A 26,840-nucleotide genomic window follows, 5' to 3' on the forward strand; every position below is an offset into this window, starting at 1 on the left:
TCACTACTATTTTTATGTATACATCTTTATTTAAAACACAGAGACAAACGCGAACGGTGGAAAAGTCACCGAAATAGCTGTTTTCACCCTGTAAACCGTTTGGCAATCCAAAAAACCTGTAAAAACAGCATGAATTCACACAAAAAAATGCGTTTAGGCATCATCAGTGCCTTGCACGAAGAACAGCAGGGGCTGGTAGAAGCCATGCAAGGCCCCCAGAGGCGTTCGCACGGCATGCGCGACTACACCCTGGGAACCCTGTGGAATATCGACGCTGTGTGCGTCCTGTCGCGTCTGGGCAAGGTTGCCGCGGCCATGACAGCTTCTATCCTTGTGGAAAAGTACGGAGTTACCCACATCGTCTTCACCGGCGTGGCCGGCAGTGGGGATAAACACGTGAAAGTCGGCGATATCGTCGTGGCCGAAGCGCTGTTGCAGCATGATATGGATGCCCGTCCCTTGTTTCCCCGCTTCGAAGTGCCGCTGACGGGACTGCAGCGCTTTGCCACGGACCTGCAACTGAGTACGCAACTGGCTGCCGCCGCGGAAGATTTCCTGCGTGACGATGTGTCCAGCGTGCTCAAGGCGGCGGATATTGCGCAATTCAGCCTGCAGCACGCGCAAGTGCACCGCGGCCTGATCGCCAGCGGCGACCAGTTCATCAGCAGCGCCGCGCATGTGAACCAGCTGAAAGAAGATATCCCCGACCTGCTGGCCGTCGAAATGGAAGGCGCCGCCGTGGCGCAAGTGTGTTTTGAACTGGGCGTGCCGTTTACCGTCATGCGCACCATTTCCGACAACGCCAACGAAGAGGCGGCCGTCGACTTCATGCGTTTCGTGCAAACCGTCGCTTCGCCGTACGCGTTGACGGTGATCCAGCAGCTGTGCCAGCGCCTGGCTAACTGATTTTTCAGCTAGCGTGCATAAAAAAAGGGCAGAACCACTGGTTCCGCCCTTCTTATTTCAAAACAAAAGAATCTGAAAAATGTTCAGGGCCAGGCGCCTTGCCGCAGGCAGTACGAATGTACGGCCAGGCAAGGCAACAACGCCATGGACTTTTTCTCAGGTTCCTTTAGACGCTGAGCATCATCAGACTGGCGTTACCGCCAGCCGCCGTCGTATTCACGCACAGCGCCCGCTCAGCGACCAGGCGCCACAGGGGGATGACACCCTCTGGCGTGGTGGCGATGGTGCCCACCAGGGCCCCTTCCCGTGCCGCCAGCAGCGGTTTGAGCTGGCCATCGAGGCAAGGCTCGATCATGGCGATCTGGAAATCATGCTTGACGGACTCCAGGCTGCTGACGACCTGGATGCGGTCCTTCAGCGCGGCCGGCAAGTCGCCGGGGATCAGATCCGGCGTTTGCGCCAGCACGAGGGCCTGGTTACCGGTGGCCAGCACGGCTGCCAGCTGGTTCATCAGCGTGCCGGACGTTGCTGCCGCGCACAGAATCGTGCCGCGCGCGGCAAAACTCAGGGTATTGCGCTCGCCCGTCGGGCCTGGCAAGACGGTGGTGCTGCCCAACAAGGTGGTGCGCGCATAGTCCTGCGCCAGTTGCTGCACCTGGTCGTGGCCATGCATCTTCGCCCACACGGTGAGCGCATCCAGGGCCGGCGGCGCCTGGCGCTGGTGCTGCGCACCGGCCGGCGCATTGCGCTGCAAGCGTTTCAGGTACAGGGGGCCGCCTGCCTTGGGGCCGGTGCCGGACTTGCCCTCGCCGCCGAACGGTTGCACGCCGACGACGGCGCCGACGATGTTGCGGTTCACATAAATATTGCCCACGTGCGCGCGCTTGGTAATGAAGTCGATGGTTTCATCGATGCGCGTATGGATGCCCAGGGTCAAGCCGTAACCGCTGTCATTGATCGATTGCACCAGTTGCGGCAGTTCGGACCGCTTGTAGCGGATCACGTGCAGCACGGGGCCGAAGACTTCCTGCGTCAATTGCGCCAGTGACTTGATTTCCAGCACGGTCGGGGCGACAAACGTGCCTTTGACGGTCGGCAAATCGAGCGAATAATGGTCGATGGCCATGGTTTTCATCTTGTTGATGTGCGCCAGCAAGTTACCTTGCGCTTCCGCATCGATGACGGGACCGATATCCGTGGCCAGGCGGTCAGGATTGCCAACGCGCAATTCCTGCATCGCGCCTTTCAGCATGTGGATGGTCTTGTCGGCGATTTCCGTTTGCAGGAACAGCACGCGCAAGGCCGAGCAGCGCTGGCCGGCGCTGTCGAAAGCGGACGACATCACGTCTTGCACCACTTGCTCCGGCAAGGCGGACGAATCGACGATCAAGGCATTCTGGCCACCCGTTTCGGCGATCAGGGGAATATCGATGCCTTCGGCCACGGCACGCGCGGTCAGGTTGCGGTTGATCAATTGCGCCACTTCCGTCGAGCCCGTGAAAATCACGCCTTTGACGCGCGTGTCATTGCACAGGCCGGCGCCGACGATCTCGCCGCTGCCGGGCAAGAATTGCAGCGCGCCGCGCGGCACGCCCGCCGCATGCAGCAATTGCACGGCGCGGTGGGCGATCAGCGGCGTTTGCTCGGCCGGCTTGGCCAGCACCACGTTGCCCGCCGCCAGGGCGGCGGCCAACTGGCCCGTAAAGATGGCCAATGGGAAATTCCACGGGCTGATGCAGGTAACGGGTCCCAGCGCCAGGGTATTCGGCGCGTGTGCCACCTGCGCCGCGTAGTAACGCAGGAAGTCGACGGCTTCGCGGATTTCCGCGATCGCGTTCGGCAGGGACTTGCCCGCTTCGCGCACGGCCAGGGCCATCAGCTCGATATGGTGTTCCTCGAACAGGTCGGCCGCACGCAGTAACGCTTGCGCACGGAGCGACGGTTCCGTGGTTTGCCAATCCATGGCGAAGGCGCTGGCGCTGGCCAGGGCCGTTTCCACGTCGGCCTGACCGGCTTCCATGACCTTGCCCACGACGTCGTCGTGCTGGGCCGGGTTGTGCAGCATGTGCGTGGGGCCGTTCAGGCTGACGGCGCCATCGATCAGCGGCGCCGCCTGCCACGTCTGCTGCTGCGCCAAGCCCGTGGCCAGGGTGCGCAAAGTGTCTTCATTCGACAGGTCCAGGCCGGCCGAGTTCCTGCGTTCGCTGCCAAACATGTCCAGCGGCAATGGAATCGACGGGTGCGGCAAGCCGCCCTGCAGGCGCGCCTGTTCCAGCGGATCGCGGATCAGGCTATCGATGGCCACGCTTTCGTCGACGATCTGGTTGACGAAGGACGAGTTGGCGCCGTTTTCCAGCAGGCGGCGCACCAGGTAGGCCAGCAGGGTTTCATGCGAGCCGACAGGGGCGTAGATGCGGCACGGCTTGTCGAGGTTGTCGGGGCCGACGACCTGGTCGTACAGGGTCTCGCCCATGCCGTGCAGGCACTGGAATTCGTAGTCGGTGATGCCGTCGCGTTTCGCCCACGTGTAGATGGTCGACAGGGTTTGCGCGTTGTGCGTGGCAAACTGTGGATAGATCAGGCTGCTGGCTGCCAGCAGTTTTTGCGCACACACGAGGTAAGAGACGTCCGTGTAGACCTTGCGCGTGTAGACGGGATAGCCTTCCTGGCCGTCGACTTGCGCGCGCTTGACTTCCGCATCCCAATACGCGCCCTTCACCAGGCGCACCATGAACTTGCGGCCGCTGCGGCGCGCCAGGTCGATCAGGAAATCGATGGCAAACGGGCAACGCTTCTGGTACGCCTGCACCACGTAGCCGATGCCGTCGAAGCCGGCCAAATCTGTATCAAAGGCCAGTGCTTCCATCAGGTCGAGCGACAGTTCCAGGCGGTCCGTCTCTTCCGCATCGATGTTGAAGCCGATGTTGTACTGTTTGGCCAGCAACAGCAGTGCTTTGACTTTCGGCAACAATTCTTCCAGGACTCTGGCGCGCTGGGCGCGGCTGTAGCGCGCGTGCAGGGCCGACAGTTTCACGGAAATGCCGGGGCCGTTGCGGATGCCGCGGCCGTTCGAGGCCTTGCCGATGGCATGGATCGCCGTCTCGTACGAGGCGTAGTAGTTGGCCGCGTCCTGCTGCGTCAGGGCCGCCTCGCCCAGCATGTCGTACGAGTAGCGGTAGCCGCGCGTTTCGTTGTCGCGGCTGTTCTTCAACGCTTCCTCGATGGTCTGGCCCGTCACGAACTGGTTGCCCAGCATGCGCATGGCCAGGTCGACGCCCTTGCGGATCAGCGGTTCGCCGCCTTTGGCGATGAGCTTGGTCATGGCCGAACCGAGGCCCGATTCGCTGCTGGTACTGACCAGTTTGCCCGTGATCAGCAAGCCCCAGGTGGCCGCGTTGACGAACAGCGACGGTGATTCGCCCAGATGTTTCTTCCAGTCGCCCTTGCTGATTTTGTCGGCGATCAGACGGTCGGCCGTTTGACTGTCGGGTATACGCAACAGCGCTTCAGCCAGACACATCAATGCAACACCCTCTTCCGACGATAGCGAGAACTCGTGCATCAGTGCATCGACGCCGGAGGCGCGTGTGCGTTTTTGGCGCACGTTCGAGACCAGGCGGTGCGCCAGGGCTTGCCCTTCGGCTATCGTTTCGGTGCTGCTGGGGCGGACTTGTTGCAACAGCCACTGCACGGCGGAAACCTCATCGCGCCTATAGGCGGCGGTGACGGCGGCGCGTTGTGGTGTCGCTTCGGGCAGGATTTCTGCCTGGAACGCAGCAAAAGGAATCGGGGTAAAAGCCGAGGGGCCTGCAGGGTGCATAAGTGCTCTTTACAAGGAAAAGGGGACGAAAACTGACGTAATTCTTGCTCTTTTTTTGGTGCAAAAAAATACAGAAAGTCGGACGTTAAGATGATTCGATTGTAAAGGGGATTCTTATGGATTAATTCTGGTAATACAGGGGACTAGCAATAGATAGTTTTTGATGCGACAATTTAACCAAATAATATTAATTTGGGGGTGATGGTAATGCTGGACAAGATCAGTAAGAAAATCTTGATGGAATTGCAGAGCGATGGACGCATCAGCAATGTGGAGCTGGCCGCGCGCGTGAACCTGTCGCCGGCCGCCTGCCTGGAGCGCGTGCGCAAGTTGCACGAATCCGGTTACATCATGGGCTATACGGCCCAGTTGAACCCGCAGCTGCTCGACGTGTCGCTGCTGGTGTTCATCGAAGTGGTGCTCGATCGCACGACACCGGAAGTGTTCGACGCCTTCAAGCATAGCGTACAAATCATTCCAGAGGTACTGGAATGTCACATGGTGGCCGGTGGTTTCGATTACCTGGTCAAGGCGCGCGTCAAGGACATGGCCGCCTACCGTGAATTCCTGGGCAAGACGCTGTTGCAGAAAGGTGTGCGGGAAACCCACACTTATGCCGTCATGGAAGAGGTCAAAAACACGACCAAATTGCCAATTAAGTGACCCTGGTGTAGCCGCCCCACTTTTCTGATTGAGCTATCGGAACAAATGTTGTAGGGTAGAACTACAATTCTGCTATCCGGTAGCCGCCTGAAACGCCGCGCAGACGGTCACTTCAGGGTGCAAAGTGGGCAATCGTGCCCACCGGCATACGGTTACGGCACGTCCCCGCGGGGGCGTGACGGGTTCGCGCAGCGGGGGACAAATGAAGCAGTTGCAGCATCAGCTGGTGCGTTTCTTTGTATTCACGATCCTGGCCATGGCCGTCGCCTGTTGCCTGGCCTATCTGTTGTTGCTCTCGGGCGGCGACCATCCCTATCTGATTGCCTGCGTGGCCGCCGCCATCGGCGCCGCGCTGCTGGCGTTTGCCGGCCGTCCGCGCGGCGAGCCGGGCTTGCACCAGTTCGCCGACACGGTGGGCAACGCCATCGATGCCATCATGATCGGCGCGGCGGAAACCTCGTATTTTGTCGATTCCGTCAAACAGAAGGTGGAACTCGATGTCCGCACGGCCAGCGACATTGCCGACAGCTCCGTACAAAATGCCGCGATGACGGAAAAGATCGCCGCCAATGCGGAACGGGCCGCCAAGGTAGCCGCCGGCGTGCGCGTGGAAAGCGTGGCGGCGCGCGCCGAAGTGGACCAGGGCTTGCAGCGCATCAATAACGCACGCGAGGAAGCGCAAGGCGCTTCCAGCAACATGCTGAGCTTGCAGGAAAAATCCAAACGCATCACGGGCTTTACGGAAGCCATTTCCGATATTTCCGCGCGCACCAACTTGCTGGCGCTGAACGCCGCCATCGAGGCGGCGCGCGCCGGCGAACACGGGCGCGGTTTTGCCGTGGTGGCAGGGGAAGTGCGGCAATTGGCGCAGCGCACCAAGGAAGCCTCCGATGAAATCAGTGTGATGGTGCGCGAAATCAATGAACAGTCGGAAAAAGCCGCACGCGGCATGAGTTCGCTGGCGGCCGGCGTCACGGAAGCGGCGCGTAATGTGCAAAGCGTGCACGCCTCGCTCAGCCATATCGAGCAGTCATCGGGCGAGTCCGAGGACGAGATCGGGCAAATCGCTCGCGCCTCGCGCGAACACGTCGAGACGACGCAAGTGATCGCCGACGCCATCGGGCAAATCCGCGACAGCATGCTGTCGACGAATGCCGAATTGCCGCGCGCCACGCAATCGGCCATGGCCCTGGCCGAGCGGGCCGAAGTGATCGCCGGCGCCCTGGGCGAATCGAGCGTGGCCACGCCGCACGACGAGATCCGCGAGGCGGCCCAGCGCGCCGCGCGCGACGTGGGCAAACTCTTCGAGCAAGCGATCGCCTCGGGGCGCATCACGCGCGACGCCCTGTTCGACCGCCATTACCGCCCCATCCCGAATACCGATCCGCCCAAGCACAACACGAAATTCGACGCGTTCACGGACAAGGTGCTGCCCGACTTGCAAGAAGGCGTGCTGGCGGCATTGCCCCACCTGGCGTATGCGGGCGCCGTCGACAACAATGGATATTTTCCAACGCACAACAAGAAGTTTTCCCAGCCGCTGACGGGCGATTACGCCACCGATATCGTGAATAACCGCACCAAGCGCATCTTCAGCGACCGCACGGGCAAGCGTTGCGGCAGCAACACCAAGGCGTTCCTGTTGCAGACCTATAAACGCGACACGGGCGAGGTCATGCACGATTTGTCCGTGCCCATCCACGTCGAGGGCAAGCACTGGGGCGGTTTTAGAATCGGTTACCGCTCCAGTAACCACGCATAAAAAAAACGCCTGATGAGATATCAGGCGTTTTTTTTGTCCTGTCGCAAGTCTTACTCGACGTGCGGCTTGGGCGCCACGCCACCGCCGGCCGCCGTGGCCGTGCGCAGGGTGGGCGTGTTCATGCTTTCCAGGTGATTGCGCAGCCATTTGTGGGCGGGGCTGCGGGCGTCGCGCTCGTGCCACAGCATGTCCAGGTGGACGGCTGGCAAGGTCAACGGCAAATCCTTGTACAGCAGCGATTCCGTCATGCCCGTCGAGGCGATCAAATGGCGCGGCAAGACCGTGATCAGGTCGGAATTGGCGACGACCCGCCCAGCGGTAAAGAACTGGTTGACCGTCAACAAGATGCGCCGTTCGCGGTGGATCTGCGACAGCGCCTCGTCGATCAAGCCATGCGCGCGGCCGGAAAAGCTCACCAATAAATGGTTGGCCGCACAGTAGTTATCCAGGGTCAATTCCTTGTCGGCCAGCGGATGGCCGCGCCGCATCACGCACACATACTTGCCGGAATACAGGCGCTCGTGACGGATGGGCGAACCCGTTTCGCTGGACAATTGCGCCGCCACGCCGGGAAAGAAGCCCACGGCCAGGTCGATGTCGCCGCGCAGCAGCATGGGACGCGGTTCGCGCGTGGTCAGCGGCATCATGCGTACGTTGACGCCGGGCGCTTCCCGTTCGATCGAGCGCATCAGCGAAGGTAGCCAGAACGCGGCCGTCGCATCGGCCATGGCCATGCGGAACGTGGCATGCGTTTTCGATACGTCGAAGGTTTCCGGCGTGACAGCCGCTTCCAGGCTGGCCAGGGCCGAGCGCACGGATGGCCACAGCGCTTCGGCGCGGGGCGTGGGTTTCACGCCATAGGCCGTGCGGATCAGCAATTCGTCACCGAGGCTCTCGCGCAGGCGTTTGATGGCGTTCGATACCGCCGGCTGCGTCATCGCCAGGTGGCCGGCTGCGCGCGTCAGGTTTTGTTCCGTCATGACGGCGTCGAAAACACGCAGCAAGTTCAGATCCAGCGTCAGAAAACTCATGGAAAGCCCAAGATAAAAGTTGAATTGATTACTTAAGAGTGTAAACCGCGCCGGGCACGAATATTTTCACTCGTAAAAAAATATTACAGTTTTCCATTCACGATTCATATAATTGGTATCAAGAAATGGAATTAGATTTATATGTTGCACTGCACTATAGTACTGTCAAATTCTATAATGCACTGGAACACTATGTCTACCTTCGCCTCCGCCCTGTACGCAGTATCCGCACCCGTGCTGGAGATTTCCCTGCTGAACGCCCTGCAACTCGTGCTGGTGATCGTCGCCGTGGGCGCCTTCGCCCTGCTGTTCAAGCCTTTGCTGGTGGGGATCGCCCGCGCCATGATGCTGGTGGTGCGTCCCAAGCTGAGCCGCGAAGAGCGCCTGGCGCGCCAGCAGATGCGCGAAGCGCAAGCCTTGAAACGCACGCTTGGCAAGATGGATGGCGTGTCGCCAAGCAATGCCGCCGAATTGCGCGCCCTGTCGACGCGTGCCTGAGCGAGTAACTGTTGCAGAATGACAAGCCGGCCTGCGCCGGCTTTTTTTACGCTTGCCGCCAGCTGATTACGCCATGTCGCCCAGCAAATGCGCGCGCAACATGGTGTCGGCCGGATGGGCACCTATCCAGATTTTCAGCAGCGCATTATAGAAAGCCAGGTCCGGCACCGTGTCGCCCACCTGCTTGCCGTTCAGCTTGCACAACGTTCCCTCTTCCGGCAGCCAGTCCACGGTGAGAATGTCGCCCTTTTTCAGGCCGGGCACCATTTCGAACATGGCGCCGAACTGCATCGTTTGGCTCAGCAGGCGCGTGCGGTCGGCCTGGTCGGAACTGCGCTTCAAGCCTTGCATGAAGGCTTGCCCCAGCTCGTCGGAAGTGATGTCGCGCAGCATGACGATTTCCAGGCGGCGAGGCCCGGGCAGCGCCAGGATGTCGGCCAGCTGGGTTTTCTTTTCCGGCAGGTACAGCGCGATCGTGTACACCTTGAAGATGACCTTGTAGCGCACGCCGGCGCCGTTGAGTTTTAATTCGCGGCTGGCCAGCTGCACCGTGTCGTCCAGCTTGACGCCGCCCACCTCGACGGCGAGCGCTGGTCGTGCCACGGCGGCGCACAGGCTGGCGCATAGGCAGGCGGTGGCCAGGGAGCGGCCCAAACGGGATGTGCTTATTTGCATCTTCTACCTCCGTGGAAACCATGGGCTGTGGATAAGTCAGCACACAGTGTAGAACAGTTGGCAGAAGCTGGCGCCACGCAGACGTGGCCCGGAAGTGGCGCGGGAGAAAAGCTCAGGCTTTGGCGGCGGGCAGTTCCGCCTGCAGGCGTTCGTACTTGGCCATCAATTGCTCCGGGCTTTCGCGCCAGGCGGGATTGAAGGGGATGCAGCTGACGGGGCACACTTGCTGGCATTGCGGCTCGTCAAAGTGGCCCACGCATTCGGTGCACTTGTTGGGATCGATTTCGTAGATTTCCGCGCCCATGTAGATCGCGTCATTCGGGCACTCGGGCTCGCAAATGTCGCAATTGATGCATTCGTCGGTGATCAGTAATGCCATGATTTCACTCTTACTTATTGCGATGAGGCAGCGTTGGCGGCAATCTTGTTTTGCAGCCAGCGGTTCACCGAGGGGAAGACAAACTTGGAGACGTCGCCGCCCAGCGCCGCGATTTCGCGCACGATGGTGCCCGAAATGAACTGGTACTGGTCGGATGGCGTCAGGAACATGGTTTCGACATCGGGCAGCAGGTAGCGGTTCATGCCCGCCATCTGGAATTCGTACTCGAAGTCGGAGACGGCGCGCAAGCCGCGCACGATGACCCGCGCTTCATGCTTGCGCACGAAATCCTTGAGCAGGCCGGAAAAGCTTTCCACTTGCACATTCGGATAGTGGCCGAGCACTTCGTTGGCGATTTCCAGGCGTTCGTCGAGCGAGAAAAACGGTTGCTTGTTCTTGCTGTCGGCCACACCGACGATCAGCTTGTCAAACAGACCCGATGCGCGGCGCACCAAATCTTCATGACCGCGCGTGAGCGGATCGAATGTTCCTGGATAAACGGCTACAACCATTGCGGCTCCCTGACGATGCACCAATATAGACGCGCATTATGCCTGAAATTGGTGACCACCTTGGTGTTGCGCCTCGGGCCAGGGAGCCTTTTTGCCTCATTTATAGGCAGATTCAGGCAGTAGCCGGAACTTTGTTGTAAGTTAGCAAATGATAATAAACGGTGCCCGCCTTGTCGGCGCGGATGACTTCCCACGGCGCCATCCACTCCGGTTTTTCCAGGGCGCTGGTGTCATCGAAGACGAGCGGCAAGCCCGATTCCGCATATACCATGCCGCCTTCCTTGAGCAGGTTGGCGCACAGCGGCAACACTTTCGCCAGGAAATCCTGCTGGTAGGGCGGATCGAGGAAGATCAGGTCGAAACGCTGGCCGCGCGATGCCAGGCATTGCGCCGTCAGCAAGGCGTCGCCGCGCAGCAGCTGGACATTGTCGGCGCGCAATTTCGTCTTGTTTTCTTCCAGCTGGCGGATCACGGGCGTATGGGTGTCGACCATGGTGACGGCGGCGGCGCCGCGGCTGGCCGCCTCGAAGCCCAGTGCGCCGCTGCCGGCGAACAGGTCCAGCACCTGGGCATTGGCCCAGTCGCCGTCGCGCAAGTGGTTGATCCAGTTAAACACGGTTTCGCGCACGCGGTCCGGTGTCGGGCGCAAGCCCAGTGCCTGCAAAACAGGCAGCACGGAGCGCTTCCACTGGCCGCCGATGATGCGCACCTGGTTCGGTGGCGGCGCGTGGTGGACGGGGACTTTGGCGGGTTTCTTAATTTTCTTTTGCATGGGCATTTAAAACACCTAACAAAACCTACTGCGCGTCGCGATTTGCGGCCTGCGATGCTCACTGTGCATTCGCACAGCTGCGCTTCTTAGCCACAACTCACTGCCGCTCGCTACGGTTTTGTTAGGCGTTTCATTTCTTCAATTTGATGGCGGCCACTATAGCATATGGCCCCCTCGCCCCTGCTGGCGCTGCCGCTCTATTTGGGTTGCGTGGCCAGGGAATTGAAATCGTCGATCCAGCCCTGCATGCGCTTGACGGCATGGGCCTTTTGCGCCGGCGTGGCGATCTTGATCACCGTCATGACCATCTGCGCCGTGCTGCTTTCGTAGGCATCGAAGAAGGTCTTGCGCTCGGAATGCTCGAGGCGCTCGAAACTGTCCTTGATCAGGGTCGTGATCAAGCCCACGGTGGCTTCCTTGCCGAGTTTTTCCTGGTGAACTTTCTTGACCAGGCTCAACACATTCTGTTGGCGCCGCATGCGTTCGTCGAGCCAGATCTCGTTGTTCAGCGGACGCGCGTCGGACGCCTTGCGGATGAGGGCTTCCTGCTCGCTGCTGAAGCTGCCGAACCACAGTTCGAATTGCTCCATGGCTTTCTTGTAGCGCAGTTTCTGGCGCTTCTCCTGGTCGCCGCTCAGGTATTTCTTGCGGTAATCCTCATTGTTCGACTTGAACTTCTTTTCCATCTGCGCGATCTGCTCGGGCTTGAGCGAGCGCGCCAGGTCGGCCAGCTCGGGCGCTGCCTTCAGCAACAGCGCCTGGGTGCGCTGCTTGATCTCGCTGTAATCCGCCAGCAGGTCCGCCTGCGTGGCATTGCCTTGCAACTGCTTCTGGCCCGTGCGCAGGATTTCCACGTAATCCTTCAATTGCGTCTTGCGGTGCCAGTCGAACAGCTTGTCGATATCGTCGCGCACCCAGCCCTTCTGGTCGCGGTCCAGGTCGACATACGCGTTCAGCCACCAGTACAGCACGGTATCGCCATTGTTGTAGGCCAGGCGCAAGCCGCTGCAACCGGCCATGACGACGAGCAGGATGGCCAGTAAGGCATACGTCAAGCGGCTGGAAGACGTGGAAGACGGGGCCTGCGTGTTAAACTTTTTCATATTCTTAACTTATAAAAGACGGTCTATGAACGTTGTCATTCTCGCTGCCGGTATGGGCAAACGCATGCAGTCGGCACTGCCCAAGGTATTGCACCCGTTGGCGGGCAAGCCGCTGTTGTCGCACGTCATCGACACGGCGCGCGGCCTGGCGCCGTCCCGATTATGCGTGATTTACGGGCATGGGGGCGCAGCGGTGTTGAAGTTGCTCGACGGCTACAAGGTGAACCATGGCGTGCAGATCGACGCCGCCGAGCAGGCGCAGCAGCTGGGCACGGGCCATGCCGTCCAGCAAGCGCTGCCTTTGCTGGATGACAGCGTGCCGACCCTGATCCTGTACGGCGACGTGCCGCTGACCAGCGCCGCTTCCCTGCAGCAACTGGTGCAGGCGGCCGGCAAGGACAAGCTGGCGATCCTGACCGTGGAACAGGACGATCCGTTTGGTCTGGGCCGCATCGTGCGCGACAACGGCGCCATCGTGCGCATCGTCGAGGAAAAGGATGCGACGCCCGCCGAGCGCGCCATCCGCGAGATCAACAGCGGCATCATGGTCGCGCCCACCGTGCAGCTCAAGCAATGGCTGTCGGCCTTGTCGAATGACAATGCCCAAGGGGAATACTATCTGACCGATATCGTCGCCCAGGCCGTCGCCGATGGCGTGGCCGTCACCTCGGCCCACCCGGCCGCCGTGTGGGAAGTGGCGGGCGTCAACAGCAAGGTGCAGCTGGCGCAATTGGAACGCATCCACCAGAACAATATCGCGCAAGCGCTGCTGGAACGGGGCGTGACCCTGCTCGATCCGGCGCGCATCGACGTGCGCGGCGAACTCATTTGCGGCCGCGATGTCACCATCGACGTGGGCTGCGTGTTCGAAGGCAGAGTCGAACTGGGCGACGGCGTGCGCGTGGGCGCCAACAACGTCTTCATCAACGCCACGGTGGCCGCTGGCGCACACATCAAGCCCTTCTGCCATATCGAGGACGCCATCGTCGGCGCCGCTTCCATCATCGGCCCCTATGCGCGCCTGCGCCCGGGCACGGTCCTGGCGGAAGACGTGCACATCGGTAACTTCGTCGAAGTGAAAAACAGCCAGATCGCCGCGCACAGCAAGGCCAACCACCTGGCCTACATCGGCGACGCCACCATCGGCTCGAAGGTCAACATCGGCGCCGGCACGATCACCTGCAACTACGATGGCGTGAACAAGTTCCGCACGGTCATCGAAGACGACGCCTTCATCGGCAGCGACAGCCAGCTGATCGCGCCCGTCACCGTCGGCAAGGGCGCCACCCTGGGCGCGGGCACGACCTTGTCGAAAGATGCACCGGCCGGCAAGCTGACCGTGTCGCGCGCGCGCCAGGTGACCATCGACGGCTGGACGCGTCCCGTGAAAATCAAGAAGTAAGCGGCGCAGTCAGCCCTTGCACACAGGCAGGCCGCATGGCCTGCCTTTTTTGTATGTGGATAACTCTGTGGGCAAGCCGCTGCACAAGTGGGGCATAAGCCTGTGTGCAAGCCTGCGTATAAGCTGTTGGCAAGTTTTTCAATCTGGCCCGCCATGCGCGTGTCGCTGCCTTTTCCGCTGATTCCAGCGGCTTGCCAGCGATGGAATCGCCTTTTCCTGCGGATTGTGGATAACTCTGTGTGTAAGCCTGCGGATAAGCGCTGGATAGCGTGGGTACAAGTGGGGATAACTGCAGTTTTGCCACCTGCTTTCCACATATTGCTGTGGGTAAGCCTGTGGAAAAACCGTGCACAGACGGTGGATAGCTGGTGGGTAAGTCTTGCGTTGGATCAAGCAACAGCCGAAAGTCGGGCTTCCGGCTGTTGCCGCCGCATCAGAAGCGGCGATTGAGTTCGACCCACAGGCGGGCCGAACTGCGCGCCGCCAGCAGGACGGGCGTGCCGCCGATGGGCTTGGCGACGTATGCGCGGGCATTCCACTGCTGCCCGCCCGCCCAGTTCACGCCCAGTCCGGCGCCGTGCAGGCGCGCGCTGTTCGGGCCCGGCGTCCAGCGCTGCTGGTTCACCGTCACGCGCGCGCTGTCGACGAAGGCCACGGCTTGCCATTGTCCCTCGTCGCTGGCGCTCAGTTCATGCCGCCATTCGGCGCTGCCGAAATAGCCGAGGTCGCCAGCTGCCGCGCCCACGTCATACGCGCGCACCGTGTACGGGCCTCCCACGCTCATCTTTTCGGAGGAATCGAGATTGCTGTCCGCCCACTGTCCCGCGAAGGCCAGGTACACGGCGTTGCGCTGGTCCAGGTTTTGCAGGCGCGACAGGTTGACGTTCCATTTCGCAAAATTGCCATGGCTGCGGGCGCTGAAGGCATCGTTCAGGCGCGTCAGCGGGTCGCTGATGTCGAGCTTGCCAGCCGTCGCGGCCACGCTCCAGCTGGTGATGGCGCCAGCCAGGGCCGCATCGCGCACGTCGCCACCGAGGGTGGCGCTCAGGTTGTCCAGGCGGCGGTCGCTGCGCATGGCGCTGGCGTCGATGCGGTCGCGCAAGTGCACCTGGTCATACTGCAGCTGGATCGACATGTTCGCATCGCGGCTGCGCAGCAGCGGATGGCGCAGCCAGGCACTGGCAACCTGAGCCGTGCCATGTGCGTGCAGCGGGCGCATGGCGCCTTCCAGGCGGTAGCGCAGGGCGGACATGGCCACCCCGGCGCGCGTGCCGGCGCCGTTCAGCAGCAGGTCATAGCCGAGACGCGCATACGACATGCCCGTGCCCGAGCTGAGCACGCTGGCGCTGGCCACGTCGCCCTGATGCAGCGGGTTGTACAGGTACACGGTGGCGCCAAGGCGGGCGCGGCCCGTGTAGCGGTTGCCATTGTTGTCGAGGAAGGCAGCGCCAGCCATGCGCGGGCCGGACCAGGCATCGACCAGCAGGTCGGAGCCGCCCACTTCGGCGCCGGGCGTGAGCGTGGCCGTGATGGCGACATTCGGTATGTCGGACAGCAACAGCAAGCTGCGGTCGAGTTCCGCCTGGCCGATGGTCTGGCCCGTTTGCAGCGGCGCCAGGGTGGCGTTCAGCAAGGCGTCGCTGACGTCGCTGCGGTTGTTGATGCCCACCTTGCCGTAGCGCGCCTCGAGCACGTCGATGCGCACGATGCCCTGGCGGATGGTCTGGGCGGGCACGATGGCGCGCGCCAGCGGATAGCCATGGGCGCGGTAGTAACTGGTGATGCGGGCCGCCAGTTCTCCCAGTTGCTCCAGGGACAAGGTCGTGCCATGGGCGTTGGCGACGAGCGCCTGCAAGGTGGCCGTATCGAACGCGCTGTTGCCGGCGATATCGATCTGCGTGACGAGAAAGGGCGCGCTGGCGGGCAGCGGCGCGCCCTCTTTCTGTTCGATGCGCAGCGCCGGCGCGCCGGGAGCCGTATTGGCGGGCGTGGCCGGCTGCAACTGGCGCAGGATAGCGCCCGCATCGGGCACGACCGGGGTGGTTTGTGCTACGGCGCATGGCGCAAAGGCCAGCAGCAGCAGGGACAGCAACGGTTGTTGCATCAGGTGTCGCGGAGTCAAGGAATGAGTCATGGTGTTATTGATTTACGTTAAGCATGTTGGCGGGCAGCTTGACGCCGCCCAGGACGACTTGCAGGGCCGGGCCGCGGCTGCCGATCTGCATGCTGGTGTTTGGCAAGGCATTGCTGGCGGCAGCCGTGCCGGCCGGGGCATCCGTCTGCGTGACGGTGATGGTGGGTGCGGCGGCCAGCGTGCCGGGACGCGTGTCGGCAAAGCTGCCCAGCACTTGCGCCTGCAGTTGCACCACGGCTGCCTGGGCCGGTGGTGGCAGGCTGGCCGGCGGCGGCAGGGTTGCCGACGTCAAGGTCAGCGCGCCGGCATTGCCCTCGGCTTGCACGAAGGCATAGTCGGTCGAGGCCAGGCCGCTGCCCGTGATGGCGTAGTTGCCAGCCGGACTGCCGGCCGTGGCCGGGCTGGTCCAGGCCACGGTACCGCTGGTGGCGTCCGCCAGGGTGTCGCCGCCCAGCAAGCCGCTGACCTTGCCGCTCAAGCCTTCCGGCGTGCGGCCACCCGTCAGGCTGGTGGCCGTGGCCGTGTACAGCAAACTGGCCTTGGCGATATCGGCCGTGATGTTGCCCGGTTGCACGAGTGCATAGTTGCCCGCATCCGCATCCGCACCCTGCAAGGTAAAGCCGTCGACGATGACGGTTTTGCCTGTTCCGGCGTGCTTGTCGGCAAAGCGGGCAGTGCCGCCCGCCACGCTCAATTGGTCGTCGCCCAGCGCCTGCACCTTGGCCTTGCCTGTCAAAGTGGCACCCGTGGTGGCGTCATACACTTTATTGGCCGCACCCACGCCGCTCACGCTGACAGTAGCTTTACTGATGTCGGCCGTGATGTTGTTCGGCTGCACCAGCACATAGTTGGCCGCATCGGCGCCTTGCAAGGCAAAGCCGCTCAGGGTGACGGTCTTGCCCATGCCCGCGTTCTTGTCGGCAAAGCGGGCCACGCCGCCGGTCACGCTCAACTGGTCGCCGCCCAGCGCCTGCACGCTGGCCTTGCCCGTCAGGGTGGCGCCCGTGGTGGCGTCATACACTTTGTTTGCCGCAGACACGCCGGCGACGACCACGCTGGCCTTGCCGATGTCGGCCGTGATGTTGTTCGGCTGCACCAGCACATAGTTGGCCGCATCCGCACCCTGCAGGCTGTAGCCATCGACGATGACGGCCTTGCCTTTGCCTGCGTTCTTGTCGGCAAAGCGGGCCACGCCGCCGGCCACGCTCAACTGGTCGCCGCCCAGCGCCTGCACCTTGGCCTTGCCCGTCAGGATGACGCCGGTGGTAGCGTCATACACCTTGTTTGCCGCACCCACGCCGGCGACGACCACGCTGGCCTTGCCGATGTCGGCCGTGACGTTGTTCGGCTGCACCAGCACATAGTTGGCCGCATCCACGCCCTGCAAGGTAAAACCGCTCAGGGTGACGGCCTTGCCCATGCCGGCGTTCTTGTCGGCAAAACGGGCGGTGCCTCCGCTTACGTTCAGCTGGTCGTCGCCCAGCGCCTGCACGCTGGCCTTGCCCGTCAAGGTGGCGTCCGTGCTGGCGTCATAGACTTTATTGGCCGCCCCCACGCCCTGCACATTCAGCGTGGCGCGGTTGACGGTGGCGCTGTGCCTGCCGCCTTCCAAGGTGTAGTTGCTGGCCTGGCCCGTGCTGCCGTCAGCCAGCGTCAGCGTGCCGTTGGCCATGGTCTTTTTTCCACCCGCGTTTTTGTTGTCGAGGATACCGTTACCCGACAGCAACAGGCTCTCGCCTTGCACCAGGCCGTTCAGTGTCAGCAGACCGGCCGCCATGCTGGCGCTGCCGTCATAGGTGCGCGTGCCGTTCAGGCTGATGACGGCCCGGTTGATCGTCAGGGCGCCCGCCTGCAGGTCGATGTCATACCCTTGTTGGCCGGAATACAGGTAGGTGCCGGCGGCGTTGTAGAGACCGGCATCGCGGATGGCGCCGTACAGGCTGTTGCTTGAGGAAAAGACTTGCCCGGAGTCGGCAGCGCCAGCGACCGAGTAACGGGCATTGGACAGGCCCCCCGCATAGCTTTGGCCATCGTAAGTCTTGCTGACCGCATCCGAGGTGACGGTCAAGGCGGTCAGGAAGCTGCGCAGCAACGGCGCCGTCTGGCCTTCATAGATGCGCCAGATGGCGCCGCTGCCGGCGTTCGTGGCCATATCCCAGCCATCGAAACTCGATTTCGAGTGCAGTTGCGCATCGCTCAAGGCGTGCACGTTCGTTTGCGCGCCGCCACCGCTGCCAATGCCCGAGACGCCGTCAGTACTGGTCCAGAAGCTGTTGTTTACCTGGCTGAAGTTGGTGCCGATCAACGCGCCCTTGCTGGTCTCGCCCTTGACCATGCCCGTCGCGTACGTGTTTTCGACGATACCGCTCATGTTGAGGCCGATCAAGCCGCCCACGGACGTGCTGCCGCTGACGGCGCCGCTGGCGTAGCTGTTGTTGATATTGCCGTCGTTCGTGCCGAGCAAGCCGCCAACGGACTCGCGGCCATTGACCGTTGCGCTACTGTAGCTATTGGAAATGAGGCCCCTGCCGTAGCCTGCCAGGGCGCCGACGTGGATGACGCCGCTGATGCTGCCGCCCAGTAAGCCGATATTGCTGATGACGGAGGAGCTATCCGCATAGCCGAACAAGCCGACGATATCGAAGTCGGACGCGATGGTCAGTCCGCTGATGGTATGGCTCTGGCCGTTCAAGCTGCCGGTGAAGATATTTTCTATGCCGCCGCCCAGGCCGTTTGCCATGCCGACAGGAATGAATCCATTCTTGCCCCAGACGCCCTTGCCGCCCGCCGTGGCGCTGGCATCGATGTTGGCGCCCAGCACATAGCTGCCATTGAGTGCCATGGACATCAATTGCAGCTGGTGCGCATTGTAGATCGTTGTGGAATACTCGGATGCCAGCATGGGATAGGTCCCGCCTTCGCCATGGCCGGCATTATTCAAGTTGCCGTCCACGTTGACCAGCACCCAGTTATTGCCCTGCGCGCCAGGCGTGGTGGTGAAATTGAATCCCGTAAAACTGCTGGCCGTGCGCATCTGCGTGTCCGTCAGGCCGGTGCCGCCCTTGGAGGTCGCCTGGCCCGTACCGTCGATGGACCAGAAGCTATTGCTGATTTGCTGGGGTGCGCTGTTGCTGCCGATCAAACCGCCGAAGTTGGTGCCGCCGTCGGCGATGAGCAGGCGCCCCGCCGCGTAGCTGGTATTGACGGATCCCGCTCCCGAATTGGTGCCCACCAGGCCGCCGATCTCGGTCTTGCCCGCCACGCTGCCCGTGGCATAGCTGTTGCTGATCGTTCCCTGGTTGATGCCGACCAGGCCGCCGCTCTGGGTATTGCTGCTGACGGCGCCCGAGGCGTAGCTGTTGACGATGGTGCCGCTGTTGCGCGCCACCAGGCCGCCGCTGATGAAGCCGTCGGCGATGACGTCGAGCGCCGCATAGCTATTCTTGATCGTGCCCTTGTTGTCGCCCACCAGCCCACCGGCGTAATAGTGGGTCTTGATGCGGCCGCCATTCAAGCCCACATTCTGGATCAGGGCATCCTTGGTGGTAATGGAAAACAAGCCGCTGCCGCCGCCGGACCCGGACATCATGCTGAGCTGATTGATGGAATGGCCGAGGCCGTCGAAGATGCCGCCAAAGGCCGCATCCCTGCCCAGCGGCACGAAGCCCGCGTCCCACCAATTGGGGTTCCAGGCGGCCGAGGCGGTGGCCGAGGCGTCGATGTCGGCGCCGAGCACAAAATTGCCGTTCAGTTTGCCATTGATCCCTTGCAAGTCGGTGCCCGTGACACTGCGGTAAGCGCCCAGCTGGGTAATCACCGTGTAGCCGGTACGTGCGCCATCGGCGCCCAGTTTGGTGCTGAAGTTTTGCCCGGCGGGCAAACTCACCTGCGCGCCGTTACCCAGCTGATATACGGCCGTGTTGCCGGCAGCGGCGGCGCCCTGGCCGTATTCCAGCGCCAGGCTGGCCGTGCCGGAACCGTTCAGGTTGGCGTTGATATTGATGTTGCGCTGCGCATTCAAGGTCAGTTCATTGGCCGACCAGCTGACCTGGTCGTTGACGTGCACGTCGCCGGCCGTGCCGTGGCTGCCTTGCGTGCTCTGGATCACGACATTGCCGTTGCGCAAATTGGCCGTCAGGGCGGCGCCGCTGATGTCGCCGCCGCTGGCGGCGATGGTGAAGTCGACGGGGTCGATCAGCCAGGTGCCGGCGCGGCCCTGGGCAGCGGCCGTGCTGATGCGCACGTCGTTGCCGATCTTCACGTGGGCGGCGCTCGTTTCGATGAAGCCGCCATTGCCGCCCGCGGGGGCGCTGGCGTCCAGGGTGCCGCTCACATGGGTGGTGCCGGCGGTCATGCCGCCGAGCAAGACGATGCTGCCATCGCGCTGTTCCACGCTGCGCGCCTCGATGACGCCCGTGTGGTTGACGACGCTGGCCAGCAGCGAATCGCGGGCGCCTGCGCTCATCAGCACCTGGCCGCCATCGGCGCGGATCAGGCCACCGTTCTCGGCCAGGTTGTTCAGGGTGCTTTGCTCGATGCGCAGTTGCAGCAGGCGCGCGCCGTCAAAGCTCAGGGTGGCGGCGCTGCCGGCACCCAGGGCGACCGTGCCCAGGCGGGCCGAGATGGCGCCCTGGTTGCTCACTTGCCGGCCCAGCAGGGCGACATAGCCGCCATCGGCTGCGCGCAGCGTGCCTTCGTTGACGACCTTGCCAATGCCTTGGCCGCCGAACGCGTGTTTCGAACCGCCCAGGCTGGCGCTGTCGACGTCGAGCGTCGAAGCCACCAGGCCGCCCACGTTGACTTGTGCGCCGCGGCCGAACAGCACGCCGTTCGGATTGATCAGGTACACCTGGCCATTCGCGTTGACTCTGCCGAGGATCTGCGTGCCGTTGCTGTCGAAGATGCGGTTGACGGCCAGTGCGCTGGCCGAGGGCTGGACGAAGTTGACGGTTTCCTTGGCGCCCACGTTAAAACTGTTCCAGTTCAGCGCGGCCTGCGCGCTGCCCTGATGGATGGTGGTGGTGCCGCCTTGCTGGCTGATGCTGGCCGTGCCGCTCACCACCTGCCCACCCGTGGGCGCGGCCTGTGCCGGCCCTCCCAGCGCCAGCGCCGTCATGGCGGCCGCTGCCGCGGCCAGTTTGCGGCGGCTGCCCTTGCCGCGTCCGCGCGACGTTTCCGCGACGGCGACCCAGGCGTTCAAGACGTGGCTCCAGACGAGGCGGTAGATGTGGTTCAACGATCCGTGACGATGCATGCGATGTCCTTGTTGATTTGAATAGGGAGACGCCCGCGCGCCTGCGGACCTGGCCGGGCTGGCGCGAGCGGGAAATGGGGAAAGAACGGGTCAGGAAAGCGGCGCGAACAAGGAGAGGCCGGTGAGGTGGCTGGCGAGTTGGTTGCGGTGCATGTTTTCCCTGTGCTGTGCGTGGACGGCGTCCGTTGCGGCTTTTGTTGCTTTTTTAAATACAATCGTTATAAAAAGCTACAAAGATTTCTGAACGGAAAGATATCAGAACGGGGAAATTTAAAATTGAGCAAACCTGAGCGATTCCCGACTGATTTAGTCGGGAATACGCGCGGTCGTCAGACGGGCAGGCGCAAGGCGAAGCTGATGGTGCCGTTGTTGCCGGCGCTGGCCAGTATTACCTGGCCGCCGTGCAATTCGGCGATGCGCTGCACCAGGTACAGGCCCAGGCCGGCGCCAGGCTTGTGCTGGGCGATGCGGCCCCGGAAGTATTTCTGGAACAGGCGCGGGATTTCATCGGCGGGCAGCGGCTCGCCTTCGTTGCTGACGGCGATCTGCACGCGGCCGTCCTCGAGCGTGCCGGCCTGCACGCGGATCGCCAGGGCTTGCGGCGCGTGCCGGTCTGCATTGCTGAGCAAGTTGCGCAGCGCCACGCGCAGCAGGCTGGCGTCCACCACGGCGCTGGCGGGCAGCGCCTGTACGCTCGCTTCGATGCGGCCCGGTGGCCATTCGGCCAGCACGGCCGTCAGCAGCGCGGGCAAGTCGCATGGCAGGGGCCGGAAGGTTGCCGCGCTCGTTTCCATGCGGTCGGCGCTCAGGTATTCATCCACCAGCGCCGTCATGCGGCCGCTCGCTTCGCGCAGGTTCTGGCAGCGCTGCAGGGTTTTTTCCCGCGGCGCGTCCGTGTTGCGGGCAATTTGCTGGGCCGTGGTATTGATGATGGCCAAAGGCGTGTGGAATTCATGCGACACCATGGCAACGAAATCCTGCTGCTCTTCGCGGGTGCGGGTTTCCACTTCCAGCGCGGCGCGCAATTCGCCTTCGAGCACGGCGCGCCGGCCGATTTCCTGCCGCAGCGCCACGGTGCGCAGCGCCACCTGCTCTTCCAGCCGTTCATTCAGGGCGCGCACGGCACTGACGGCCTCCGCCTGTGCGCGGTCCTTGGCGCGGCGCAATTCGGCGTAGCGGCGGTTGAGGCGCAGGCTCATCAGCATCATGTGCACGAAGGCGCCCAGGGTGGCCGCATGGTTGGTCCAGAAGTTCGGCGGCACGATGGCCATATTGCGCAGGAAACTGATCACCACGCCCGCGTAAAAGATGCCGAAGATAAACAGGAAAGCGTGCGCCGGACGATGCCCGCGCAGCGCCAGCCAGCTGGCCAGGGCGATGAACAGCACGATCAATGGCAAGGCCGTCATTTGCACGACGAGCACGCCAGCCGCATAGTCGCCGTGCAGCACCAGCAGCGCCCCGCACAGCGCGGCAGCGGCCGTCAAACCCACCACGACGCGGCTGAAACGGGGATACAGGGCGGGCAGTTCCAGTTGCAATGTGGAAAAACGCGCGCCGACGGCGATGGACATCGCCATCGACACGCCCAGCATGGGATCGGACAGCCAGTTCGGCATGGTGAAGATTTGCTGGGGAATGGCGATCGTCAGCGCTTCCGTCGTGGCATTCGTCAGCACGTACAGCAGATACCAGCCGCTGTGGGCTTCGCGCGTCATGCGCCAGAAAAAGATATGGAACAGGATCAAGAGCAAATAACTGCCGAACTGCAAGCCGTAATACAGGTATTCGCGGCGCGAGGCGTTGTCGAAGGCATCGCTGGGCAGCAAGGTCAGCTCCGTCGACATGGCTTTTTTGCTGTGCAGGCGCACCAGCCAGCGCTGCGGCGTATCGGCTTGCAGGCGCAGCGGAAACACCACCTGGCGCGCATCGATGGGCCAGTTGCCGCGCGCCACGTCGGCGCCCGCTTCCTGCAAGACCCAGTGGCCTGCCGCGTCCCAGCGGTACAGCCGCACGTCGTCAAGCACGGCGTTGCTGAAACGCACGACCCATTCATCGGGGGAGGCTGCCGCGCGCGTCACGTCCAGGCGCAGCCAGACGGCGTCCTGCGTGTAACCGGCGCTGACGGCGCCGGGCAAGGTGCGCCAGCCTGGCGCCGCCAATGCCGCATCGGGCCCCAGCCGGCCCGTGGCATCGCGCAGCATCTGCAGGTGGCCGCTGGCGGACACGGGCTGCCCGCTGGCCGGCAGCAGCAGCGGCGCAGGCGCGGCAGCTGCAGGTGCAGCATGGGGGAACAGGGCGGTGAATAACAGGCAAAGGGCGAGCAGGATTTTCATGGCGAGGCAGCTTACCACGGCCAGCATGGGAGTCAGAAAGACAACTTCCCGGCCCCACGGCGATCGGTTATCCTTGCGCCATGTTGAACCTCATCCTGCTTGAAGACGAAGCCGTGCTGCGCCACGAGTTGACCGAATTTCTCGGCGATTGCGGCTACCGCGTCAGCGCCGTGGCCGACCTGGCCGCCTTCCACGCCTGCTACGCGCCGGCCGTGCACCGCATTGCCATCATCGACCTGGGCTTGCCCGATGGCGAAGGCATGGTGCTGGTGCGCGCCTTGCGCGCGCAGGGGCAGCCCATCGGCATCGTCGTGTTTACGGCGCGCGGGGCCACGCAGGACAAGGTCAACGGACTGGGCGGTGGTGCCGACTATTACCTGCCGAAGAGCGCCGACCTCGATGAGCTGGCCGCCACCCTGGGCGCGCTGGCGCGGCGCCTGGGTGCGCCGCCTGCCGACGCGCCGCCGCCTTCCACGGCCTGGGTGCTGGAACTGGGACCGCGCCGCCTCTTGCCGCCAGGCTGCGGCGCCATTGCGCTATCGCAACAGGACGTCACCGTGCTGCACGTGCTGATGGCCGAGCCGGAACGCATCGTCAGCCGCCAGCAGATCGTGCAATCGCTGGGCGAGGATTTTCTCACCTACGACCAGCGCCGCCTGGACACCCAGATCAGCCGCTTGCGCCGCAAGGCCGAACAGGCGGCGGGCCTGGCCTTGCCCATCAATACCGCCCGCAACGCCGGCTACCGCTTCTATGCCGAAGCGGAAGTGCGCCCCTGAGTTTTCCCGTCTGCCGCCGCGGACGGGCTGTGGATAAGCCTGTCGATAACTGGACTCGTAACTTGTTGGCAAGCTGTGTGCAGCCGGTGCACAAGTCAAGCTGGCAGTAGCTTGTCTACTCTTTGCATGTTGGTGCGGTACCGTCGCGGGCCGCCTGACGCTGCTTCCCCGCGCATCCCTTGCTCTGCTGCCATGGCTTGCCCGCGTCATGCTTGTGCATAAGCCTGTGGGCAAGTGCGGCATAAGCGGTGGAAAAGCACCGTATAAGTGTGTGGGCAAGCGGTGTGCAAGCGGTGGATAAATGAAAGTAAAAATCACACGGCGATGCGCGTCTCGAATTTGCTGCGGAACGTGGAAAAATAGCTTTTCACGTTGCGCACATTCGCGTGCGCGGCAAACAGGCGGTGCGCCAGCGCGTGATACGCGGGCATATCGGCCACCTGCACCATCAGCACGAAGTCGGGCCCGGGCGAGACGCGGTAGCATTGCAGCACAGCCGCTTCCTGCGCCACGAGCTGCTCGAATTCCGCCATGCGCTCCGCCGCCTGCACGTCGAGCGTGATTTCCACGATGGCCGTCAGGCGCGCGCCCACGAGTTGCGGCGCGACGATGGCCACTTGCCGTTCGATGACGCCGCTTTCCCGCAAATGCTTGACCCGCCGCAAACAGGTGGGCGCCGAAACGTGCACCGCTTGCGCCAGCTCACTGTTGGTTTGCGATGCATCAATTTGCAAGGCGTTCAGGATGCGACGATCGATCTCGTCGAGGGTAATGTTGCTATCGCTCATGGTTTTGATGAATTGGAAAATAAATCGATTCTAAATGAAATAATATTTCATCACAAAATGGTTGTGAAATATTCAGTCAAAAATGTACAGATTTAGAAAGCATATTTCATTCACTCTGCATTAGCATGCTTGCATTGATTAAATTTTAGACAGAGGTTTCCATGTGCGGCATCGTCGGCGCGGTAGCGCAACGTAATATCACTCCCATCCTGCTCGAAGGCTTGAAGCGCCTGGAATACCGCGGCTACGATTCCTGCGGCATCGCCCTGCACGCGGATGGCCGTTTGCAGCGTTCGCGCTCCACCTCGCGCGTGGCCGAGCTGGAAAAGCAGATCGCCGAAGAAGGCTTGAGCGGTTTCACGGGCATCGCCCACACGCGCTGGGCCACGCATGGCGCCCCTGTCTCCTTCAATGCCCACCCGCACTTCTCTCCGACGGAAGAGAACGCCCGCGTGGCGCTGGTGCACAACGGCATCATCGAAAACCACGACGAACTGCGCGCCGAACTGACGGCCTTGGGTTACGTCTTCCAGAGCCAGACGGATACGGAAGTGATCGCCCACCTGGTCGAGCACATGTACAACGGCGATTTGTTTGAAACCGTGCAGCAGGCCGTGAAACGCCTGGACGGCGCGTATGCGATCGCCGTCTTTTGCCGCGACGAGCCGCACCGCGTGGTCGCCGCGCGCCAGGGCTCGCCCCTGATCGTCGGCCTGGGCAATGGTGAAAACTTTGTTGCCTCCGACGCCATGGCGCTGGCCGGCACGACGGACCAGATCATTTACCTGGAAGAAGGCGACGTGGTCGACCTGCAACTGTCGCGCTGCTGGATCGTCGACGTCGATGGCAAGCCCGTCGAGCGCGAAGTGAAGACCGTGCATGCCCACACGGGCGCGGCCGAGCTGGGCCCGTACCGTCACTACATGCAAAAGGAAATTTTTGAACAGCCGCGCGCCATCGGCGACACGCTCGAAGGCGTGACAGGCATCATGCCGGAACTGTTCGGCGACGACGCCTATAAAATCTTCAAGCAGATCGACCGCGTGCTGATCCTCGCCTGCGGCACCAGCTCGTATGCGGGCATGACGGCCAAGTACTGGATCGAAGCCATCGCCAAGGTGCCCGTCAGCGTGGAAGTGGCCAGCGAATACCGCTACCGCGACAGCGTGCCGCACCCGAACACGCTGGTGGTGACGATTTCGCAAAGCGGCGAAACGGCCGACACCCTGGCCGCCCTGAAACATGCGCGCAGCCTGGGCATGCAGCACACCTTGACCATCTGCAACGTGGCCACCAGCGCCATGGTGCGCGAATGCGCGCTGGCCTACATCACGCGCGCCGGCGTGGAAGTGGGCGTGGCCTCGACCAAGGCGTTTACGACGCAGCTGGCCGGCCTGTTCCTGCTGACCCTGTGCCTGGCGCAAGTCAATGGCCGCTTGAGCGAAGAACAGGAAGCGGCGCACCTGAAAGCCATGCGTCACCTGCCCGTCGCCATCGCCTCCGTGCTGGCGCTGGAGCCGCAAATCATCGCCTGGTCGGAAGAATTCGCCCGCAAGGAAAACGCCCTCTTCCTGGGCCGCGGCATGCATTACCCGATCGCCCTGGAAGGCGCCTTGAAGCTGAAGGAAATTTCGTATATCCACGCCGAAGCGTATCCGGCCGGCGAGCTGAAACACGGCCCGCTGGCCCTGGTGACGAATGAAATGCCGGTCGTCACCATCGCGCCGAACGACGCCCTGATCGAAAAGCTGAAATCGAACATGCAGGAAGTGCGCGCCCGCGGCGGCCAGCTGTACGTCTTCGCCGACGTCGATTCGCGCATCAGCTCCGGCGAAGGCTTGCACGTGATCCGCCTGCCCGAGCACTACGGCGATTTGTCGCCGATCCTGCACGTGGTCGCGCTGCAATTGCTGGCCTACCACACGGCCCTGGCGCGCGGCACGGATGTGGACAAGCCACGCAATCTGGCCAAATCGGTGACGGTGGAGTAAGCAGGACGGATGGCGCCTGTCGCTGGCGAGGCGCT

The 26,840-nt window shown here is 62.6% G+C and carries 18 protein-coding genes; 7 read left to right on the top strand and 11 right to left on the bottom strand.

Annotated features, from left to right (window positions below; translation table 11 throughout):
• The first annotated feature begins 129 nt into the window (after positions 1-129).
• Complete coding sequence (locus tag NCG91_RS10365) at positions 130-906, top strand: 5'-methylthioadenosine/adenosylhomocysteine nucleosidase (RefSeq protein WP_251349596.1); 777 nt, start codon at positions 130-132, stop codon at positions 904-906.
• Positions 907-1,072: 166 nt separating this feature from the next.
• Here the strand turns inward: NCG91_RS10365 and putA are convergent, their stop codons facing one another.
• On the bottom strand, positions 1,073-4,726 hold the full coding sequence (gene putA / locus NCG91_RS10370) for a trifunctional transcriptional regulator/proline dehydrogenase/L-glutamate gamma-semialdehyde dehydrogenase (protein WP_251349597.1): 3,654 nt from the start codon (positions 4,724-4,726) through the stop codon (positions 1,073-1,075).
• A 207-nt stretch (positions 4,727-4,933) separates the two neighbouring features.
• Between putA and NCG91_RS10375 the strand changes: the two genes are divergently transcribed.
• Together NCG91_RS10375 and NCG91_RS10380 are read left to right on the top strand one after the other, a co-directional pair.
• The gene (locus NCG91_RS10375; RefSeq protein ID WP_010393827.1) at positions 4,934-5,389 is read left to right on the top strand and encodes an Lrp/AsnC ligand binding domain-containing protein; all 456 of its coding nucleotides are present in this window, start codon (positions 4,934-4,936) and stop codon (positions 5,387-5,389) included.
• Positions 5,390-5,591: 202 nt separating this feature from the next.
• Positions 5,592-7,151, top strand: coding sequence for a methyl-accepting chemotaxis protein (locus NCG91_RS10380; protein WP_251349598.1), 1,560 nt, complete (start codon positions 5,592-5,594; stop codon positions 7,149-7,151).
• Between the two features lie 50 nt (positions 7,152-7,201).
• On the opposite strand, the gene NCG91_RS10385 is transcribed toward NCG91_RS10380, so the two are convergent.
• Positions 7,202-8,182: a LysR family transcriptional regulator gene (locus NCG91_RS10385; RefSeq protein WP_034783859.1), complete on the bottom strand. Its 981-nt coding sequence runs from the start codon at positions 8,180-8,182 to the stop codon at positions 7,202-7,204.
• A 192-nt stretch (positions 8,183-8,374) separates the two neighbouring features.
• Between NCG91_RS10385 and NCG91_RS10390 the strand changes: the two genes are divergently transcribed.
• A complete protein-coding gene (locus NCG91_RS10390; RefSeq protein ID WP_034752641.1) occupies positions 8,375-8,680 on the top strand; it encodes a hypothetical protein in 306 nt (101 codons plus the stop codon).
• Positions 8,681-8,746: 66 nt separating this feature from the next.
• Here NCG91_RS10390 and NCG91_RS10395 read toward each other — a convergent pair whose 3' ends face one another.
• The 5 genes from NCG91_RS10395 to NCG91_RS10415 all read right to left on the bottom strand — a co-directional run bounded on the left by NCG91_RS10395 (position 8,747) and on the right by NCG91_RS10415 (position 12,121).
• A complete protein-coding gene (locus NCG91_RS10395) occupies positions 8,747-9,355 on the bottom strand; it encodes a chalcone isomerase family protein (protein ID WP_251349599.1) in 609 nt (202 codons plus the stop codon).
• Between the two features lie 112 nt (positions 9,356-9,467).
• A complete protein-coding gene (locus NCG91_RS10400; RefSeq protein ID WP_077398358.1) occupies positions 9,468-9,734 on the bottom strand; it encodes a YfhL family 4Fe-4S dicluster ferredoxin in 267 nt (88 codons plus the stop codon).
• A 14-nt stretch (positions 9,735-9,748) separates the two neighbouring features.
• Positions 9,749-10,246, bottom strand: a complete 498-nt coding sequence (gene coaD, locus NCG91_RS10405) for a pantetheine-phosphate adenylyltransferase (protein WP_034752633.1) — start codon at positions 10,244-10,246, stop codon at positions 9,749-9,751.
• A 112-nt stretch (positions 10,247-10,358) separates the two neighbouring features.
• Positions 10,359-11,018: a 16S rRNA (guanine(966)-N(2))-methyltransferase RsmD gene (gene rsmD / locus NCG91_RS10410; protein WP_251349600.1), complete on the bottom strand. Its 660-nt coding sequence runs from the start codon at positions 11,016-11,018 to the stop codon at positions 10,359-10,361.
• Positions 11,019-11,215: 197 nt separating this feature from the next.
• Positions 11,216-12,121 (bottom strand): DUF6279 family lipoprotein, encoded by a 906-nt coding sequence (locus NCG91_RS10415; protein ID WP_251349601.1) that lies wholly within the window; start codon positions 12,119-12,121, stop codon positions 11,216-11,218.
• A gap of 25 nt (positions 12,122-12,146) precedes the next feature.
• Here NCG91_RS10415 and glmU point away from each other — a divergent pair, with 25 nt between their 5' ends.
• Positions 12,147-13,523 (top strand): bifunctional UDP-N-acetylglucosamine diphosphorylase/glucosamine-1-phosphate N-acetyltransferase GlmU, encoded by a 1,377-nt coding sequence (glmU, locus tag NCG91_RS10420; protein ID WP_099665959.1) that lies wholly within the window; start codon positions 12,147-12,149, stop codon positions 13,521-13,523.
• A gap of 433 nt (positions 13,524-13,956) precedes the next feature.
• Here the strand turns inward: glmU and NCG91_RS10425 are convergent, their stop codons facing one another.
• From NCG91_RS10425 to NCG91_RS10435, 3 genes are all read right to left on the bottom strand, one after another.
• Complete coding sequence (locus NCG91_RS10425) at positions 13,957-15,627, bottom strand: ShlB/FhaC/HecB family hemolysin secretion/activation protein (RefSeq protein WP_251349602.1); 1,671 nt, start codon at positions 15,625-15,627, stop codon at positions 13,957-13,959.
• A gap of 34 nt (positions 15,628-15,661) precedes the next feature.
• Positions 15,662-20,911, bottom strand: coding sequence for a YDG domain-containing protein (locus NCG91_RS10430; RefSeq protein WP_251349603.1), 5,250 nt, complete (start codon positions 20,909-20,911; stop codon positions 15,662-15,664).
• A gap of 329 nt (positions 20,912-21,240) precedes the next feature.
• Positions 21,241-23,247 (bottom strand): sensor histidine kinase, encoded by a 2,007-nt coding sequence (locus tag NCG91_RS10435; protein ID WP_251349604.1) that lies wholly within the window; start codon positions 23,245-23,247, stop codon positions 21,241-21,243.
• Between the two features lie 80 nt (positions 23,248-23,327).
• On the opposite strand from NCG91_RS10435, the gene NCG91_RS10440 reads away from it, so the two are divergent.
• Positions 23,328-24,026: a response regulator transcription factor gene (locus NCG91_RS10440; RefSeq protein ID WP_099665963.1), complete on the top strand. Its 699-nt coding sequence runs from the start codon at positions 23,328-23,330 to the stop codon at positions 24,024-24,026.
• A gap of 314 nt (positions 24,027-24,340) precedes the next feature.
• On the opposite strand, the gene NCG91_RS10445 is transcribed toward NCG91_RS10440, so the two are convergent.
• The gene (locus tag NCG91_RS10445; protein ID WP_099665964.1) at positions 24,341-24,814 is read right to left on the bottom strand and encodes an Lrp/AsnC family transcriptional regulator; all 474 of its coding nucleotides are present in this window, start codon (positions 24,812-24,814) and stop codon (positions 24,341-24,343) included.
• Between the two features lie 161 nt (positions 24,815-24,975).
• Between NCG91_RS10445 and glmS the strand changes: the two genes are divergently transcribed.
• The gene (gene glmS / locus NCG91_RS10450; protein WP_077398351.1) at positions 24,976-26,805 is read left to right on the top strand and encodes a glutamine--fructose-6-phosphate transaminase (isomerizing); all 1,830 of its coding nucleotides are present in this window, start codon (positions 24,976-24,978) and stop codon (positions 26,803-26,805) included.
• Positions 26,806-26,840 lie beyond the last annotated feature (35 nt).

Source organism: Janthinobacterium kumbetense (assembly GCF_023703445.1).
Taxonomy (GTDB): domain Bacteria; phylum Pseudomonadota; class Gammaproteobacteria; order Burkholderiales; family Burkholderiaceae_D; genus Janthinobacterium; species Janthinobacterium kumbetense.

Bases quoted from the DNA above. Each gene is read 5' to 3' on its own strand.
- NCG91_RS10365 (WP_251349596.1), top strand. From the start codon at position 130: ATGAATTCACACAAAAAAATGCGTTTAGGCATCATCAGTGCCTTGCAC.
- putA (WP_251349597.1), bottom strand. From the start codon at position 4,726: ATGCACCCTGCAGGCCCCTCGGCTTTTACCCCGATTCCTTTTGCTGCG.
- NCG91_RS10375 (WP_010393827.1), top strand. From the start codon at position 4,934: ATGCTGGACAAGATCAGTAAGAAAATCTTGATGGAATTGCAGAGCGAT.
- NCG91_RS10380 (WP_251349598.1), top strand. From the start codon at position 5,592: ATGAAGCAGTTGCAGCATCAGCTGGTGCGTTTCTTTGTATTCACGATC.
- NCG91_RS10385 (WP_034783859.1), bottom strand. From the start codon at position 8,182: ATGAGTTTTCTGACGCTGGATCTGAACTTGCTGCGTGTTTTCGACGCC.
- NCG91_RS10390 (WP_034752641.1), top strand. From the start codon at position 8,375: ATGTCTACCTTCGCCTCCGCCCTGTACGCAGTATCCGCACCCGTGCTG.
- NCG91_RS10395 (WP_251349599.1), bottom strand. From the start codon at position 9,355: ATGCAAATAAGCACATCCCGTTTGGGCCGCTCCCTGGCCACCGCCTGC.
- NCG91_RS10400 (WP_077398358.1), bottom strand. From the start codon at position 9,734: ATGGCATTACTGATCACCGACGAATGCATCAATTGCGACATTTGCGAG.
- coaD (WP_034752633.1), bottom strand. From the start codon at position 10,246: ATGGTTGTAGCCGTTTATCCAGGAACATTCGATCCGCTCACGCGCGGT.
- rsmD (WP_251349600.1), bottom strand. From the start codon at position 11,018: ATGCAAAAGAAAATTAAGAAACCCGCCAAAGTCCCCGTCCACCACGCG.
- NCG91_RS10415 (WP_251349601.1), bottom strand. From the start codon at position 12,121: ATGAAAAAGTTTAACACGCAGGCCCCGTCTTCCACGTCTTCCAGCCGC.
- glmU (WP_099665959.1), top strand. From the start codon at position 12,147: ATGAACGTTGTCATTCTCGCTGCCGGTATGGGCAAACGCATGCAGTCG.
- NCG91_RS10425 (WP_251349602.1), bottom strand. From the start codon at position 15,627: ATGCAACAACCGTTGCTGTCCCTGCTGCTGCTGGCCTTTGCGCCATGC.
- NCG91_RS10430 (WP_251349603.1), bottom strand. From the start codon at position 20,911: ATGCATCGTCACGGATCGTTGAACCACATCTACCGCCTCGTCTGGAGC.
- NCG91_RS10435 (WP_251349604.1), bottom strand. From the start codon at position 23,247: ATGAAAATCCTGCTCGCCCTTTGCCTGTTATTCACCGCCCTGTTCCCC.
- NCG91_RS10440 (WP_099665963.1), top strand. From the start codon at position 23,328: ATGTTGAACCTCATCCTGCTTGAAGACGAAGCCGTGCTGCGCCACGAG.
- NCG91_RS10445 (WP_099665964.1), bottom strand. From the start codon at position 24,814: ATGAGCGATAGCAACATTACCCTCGACGAGATCGATCGTCGCATCCTG.
- glmS (WP_077398351.1), top strand. From the start codon at position 24,976: ATGTGCGGCATCGTCGGCGCGGTAGCGCAACGTAATATCACTCCCATC.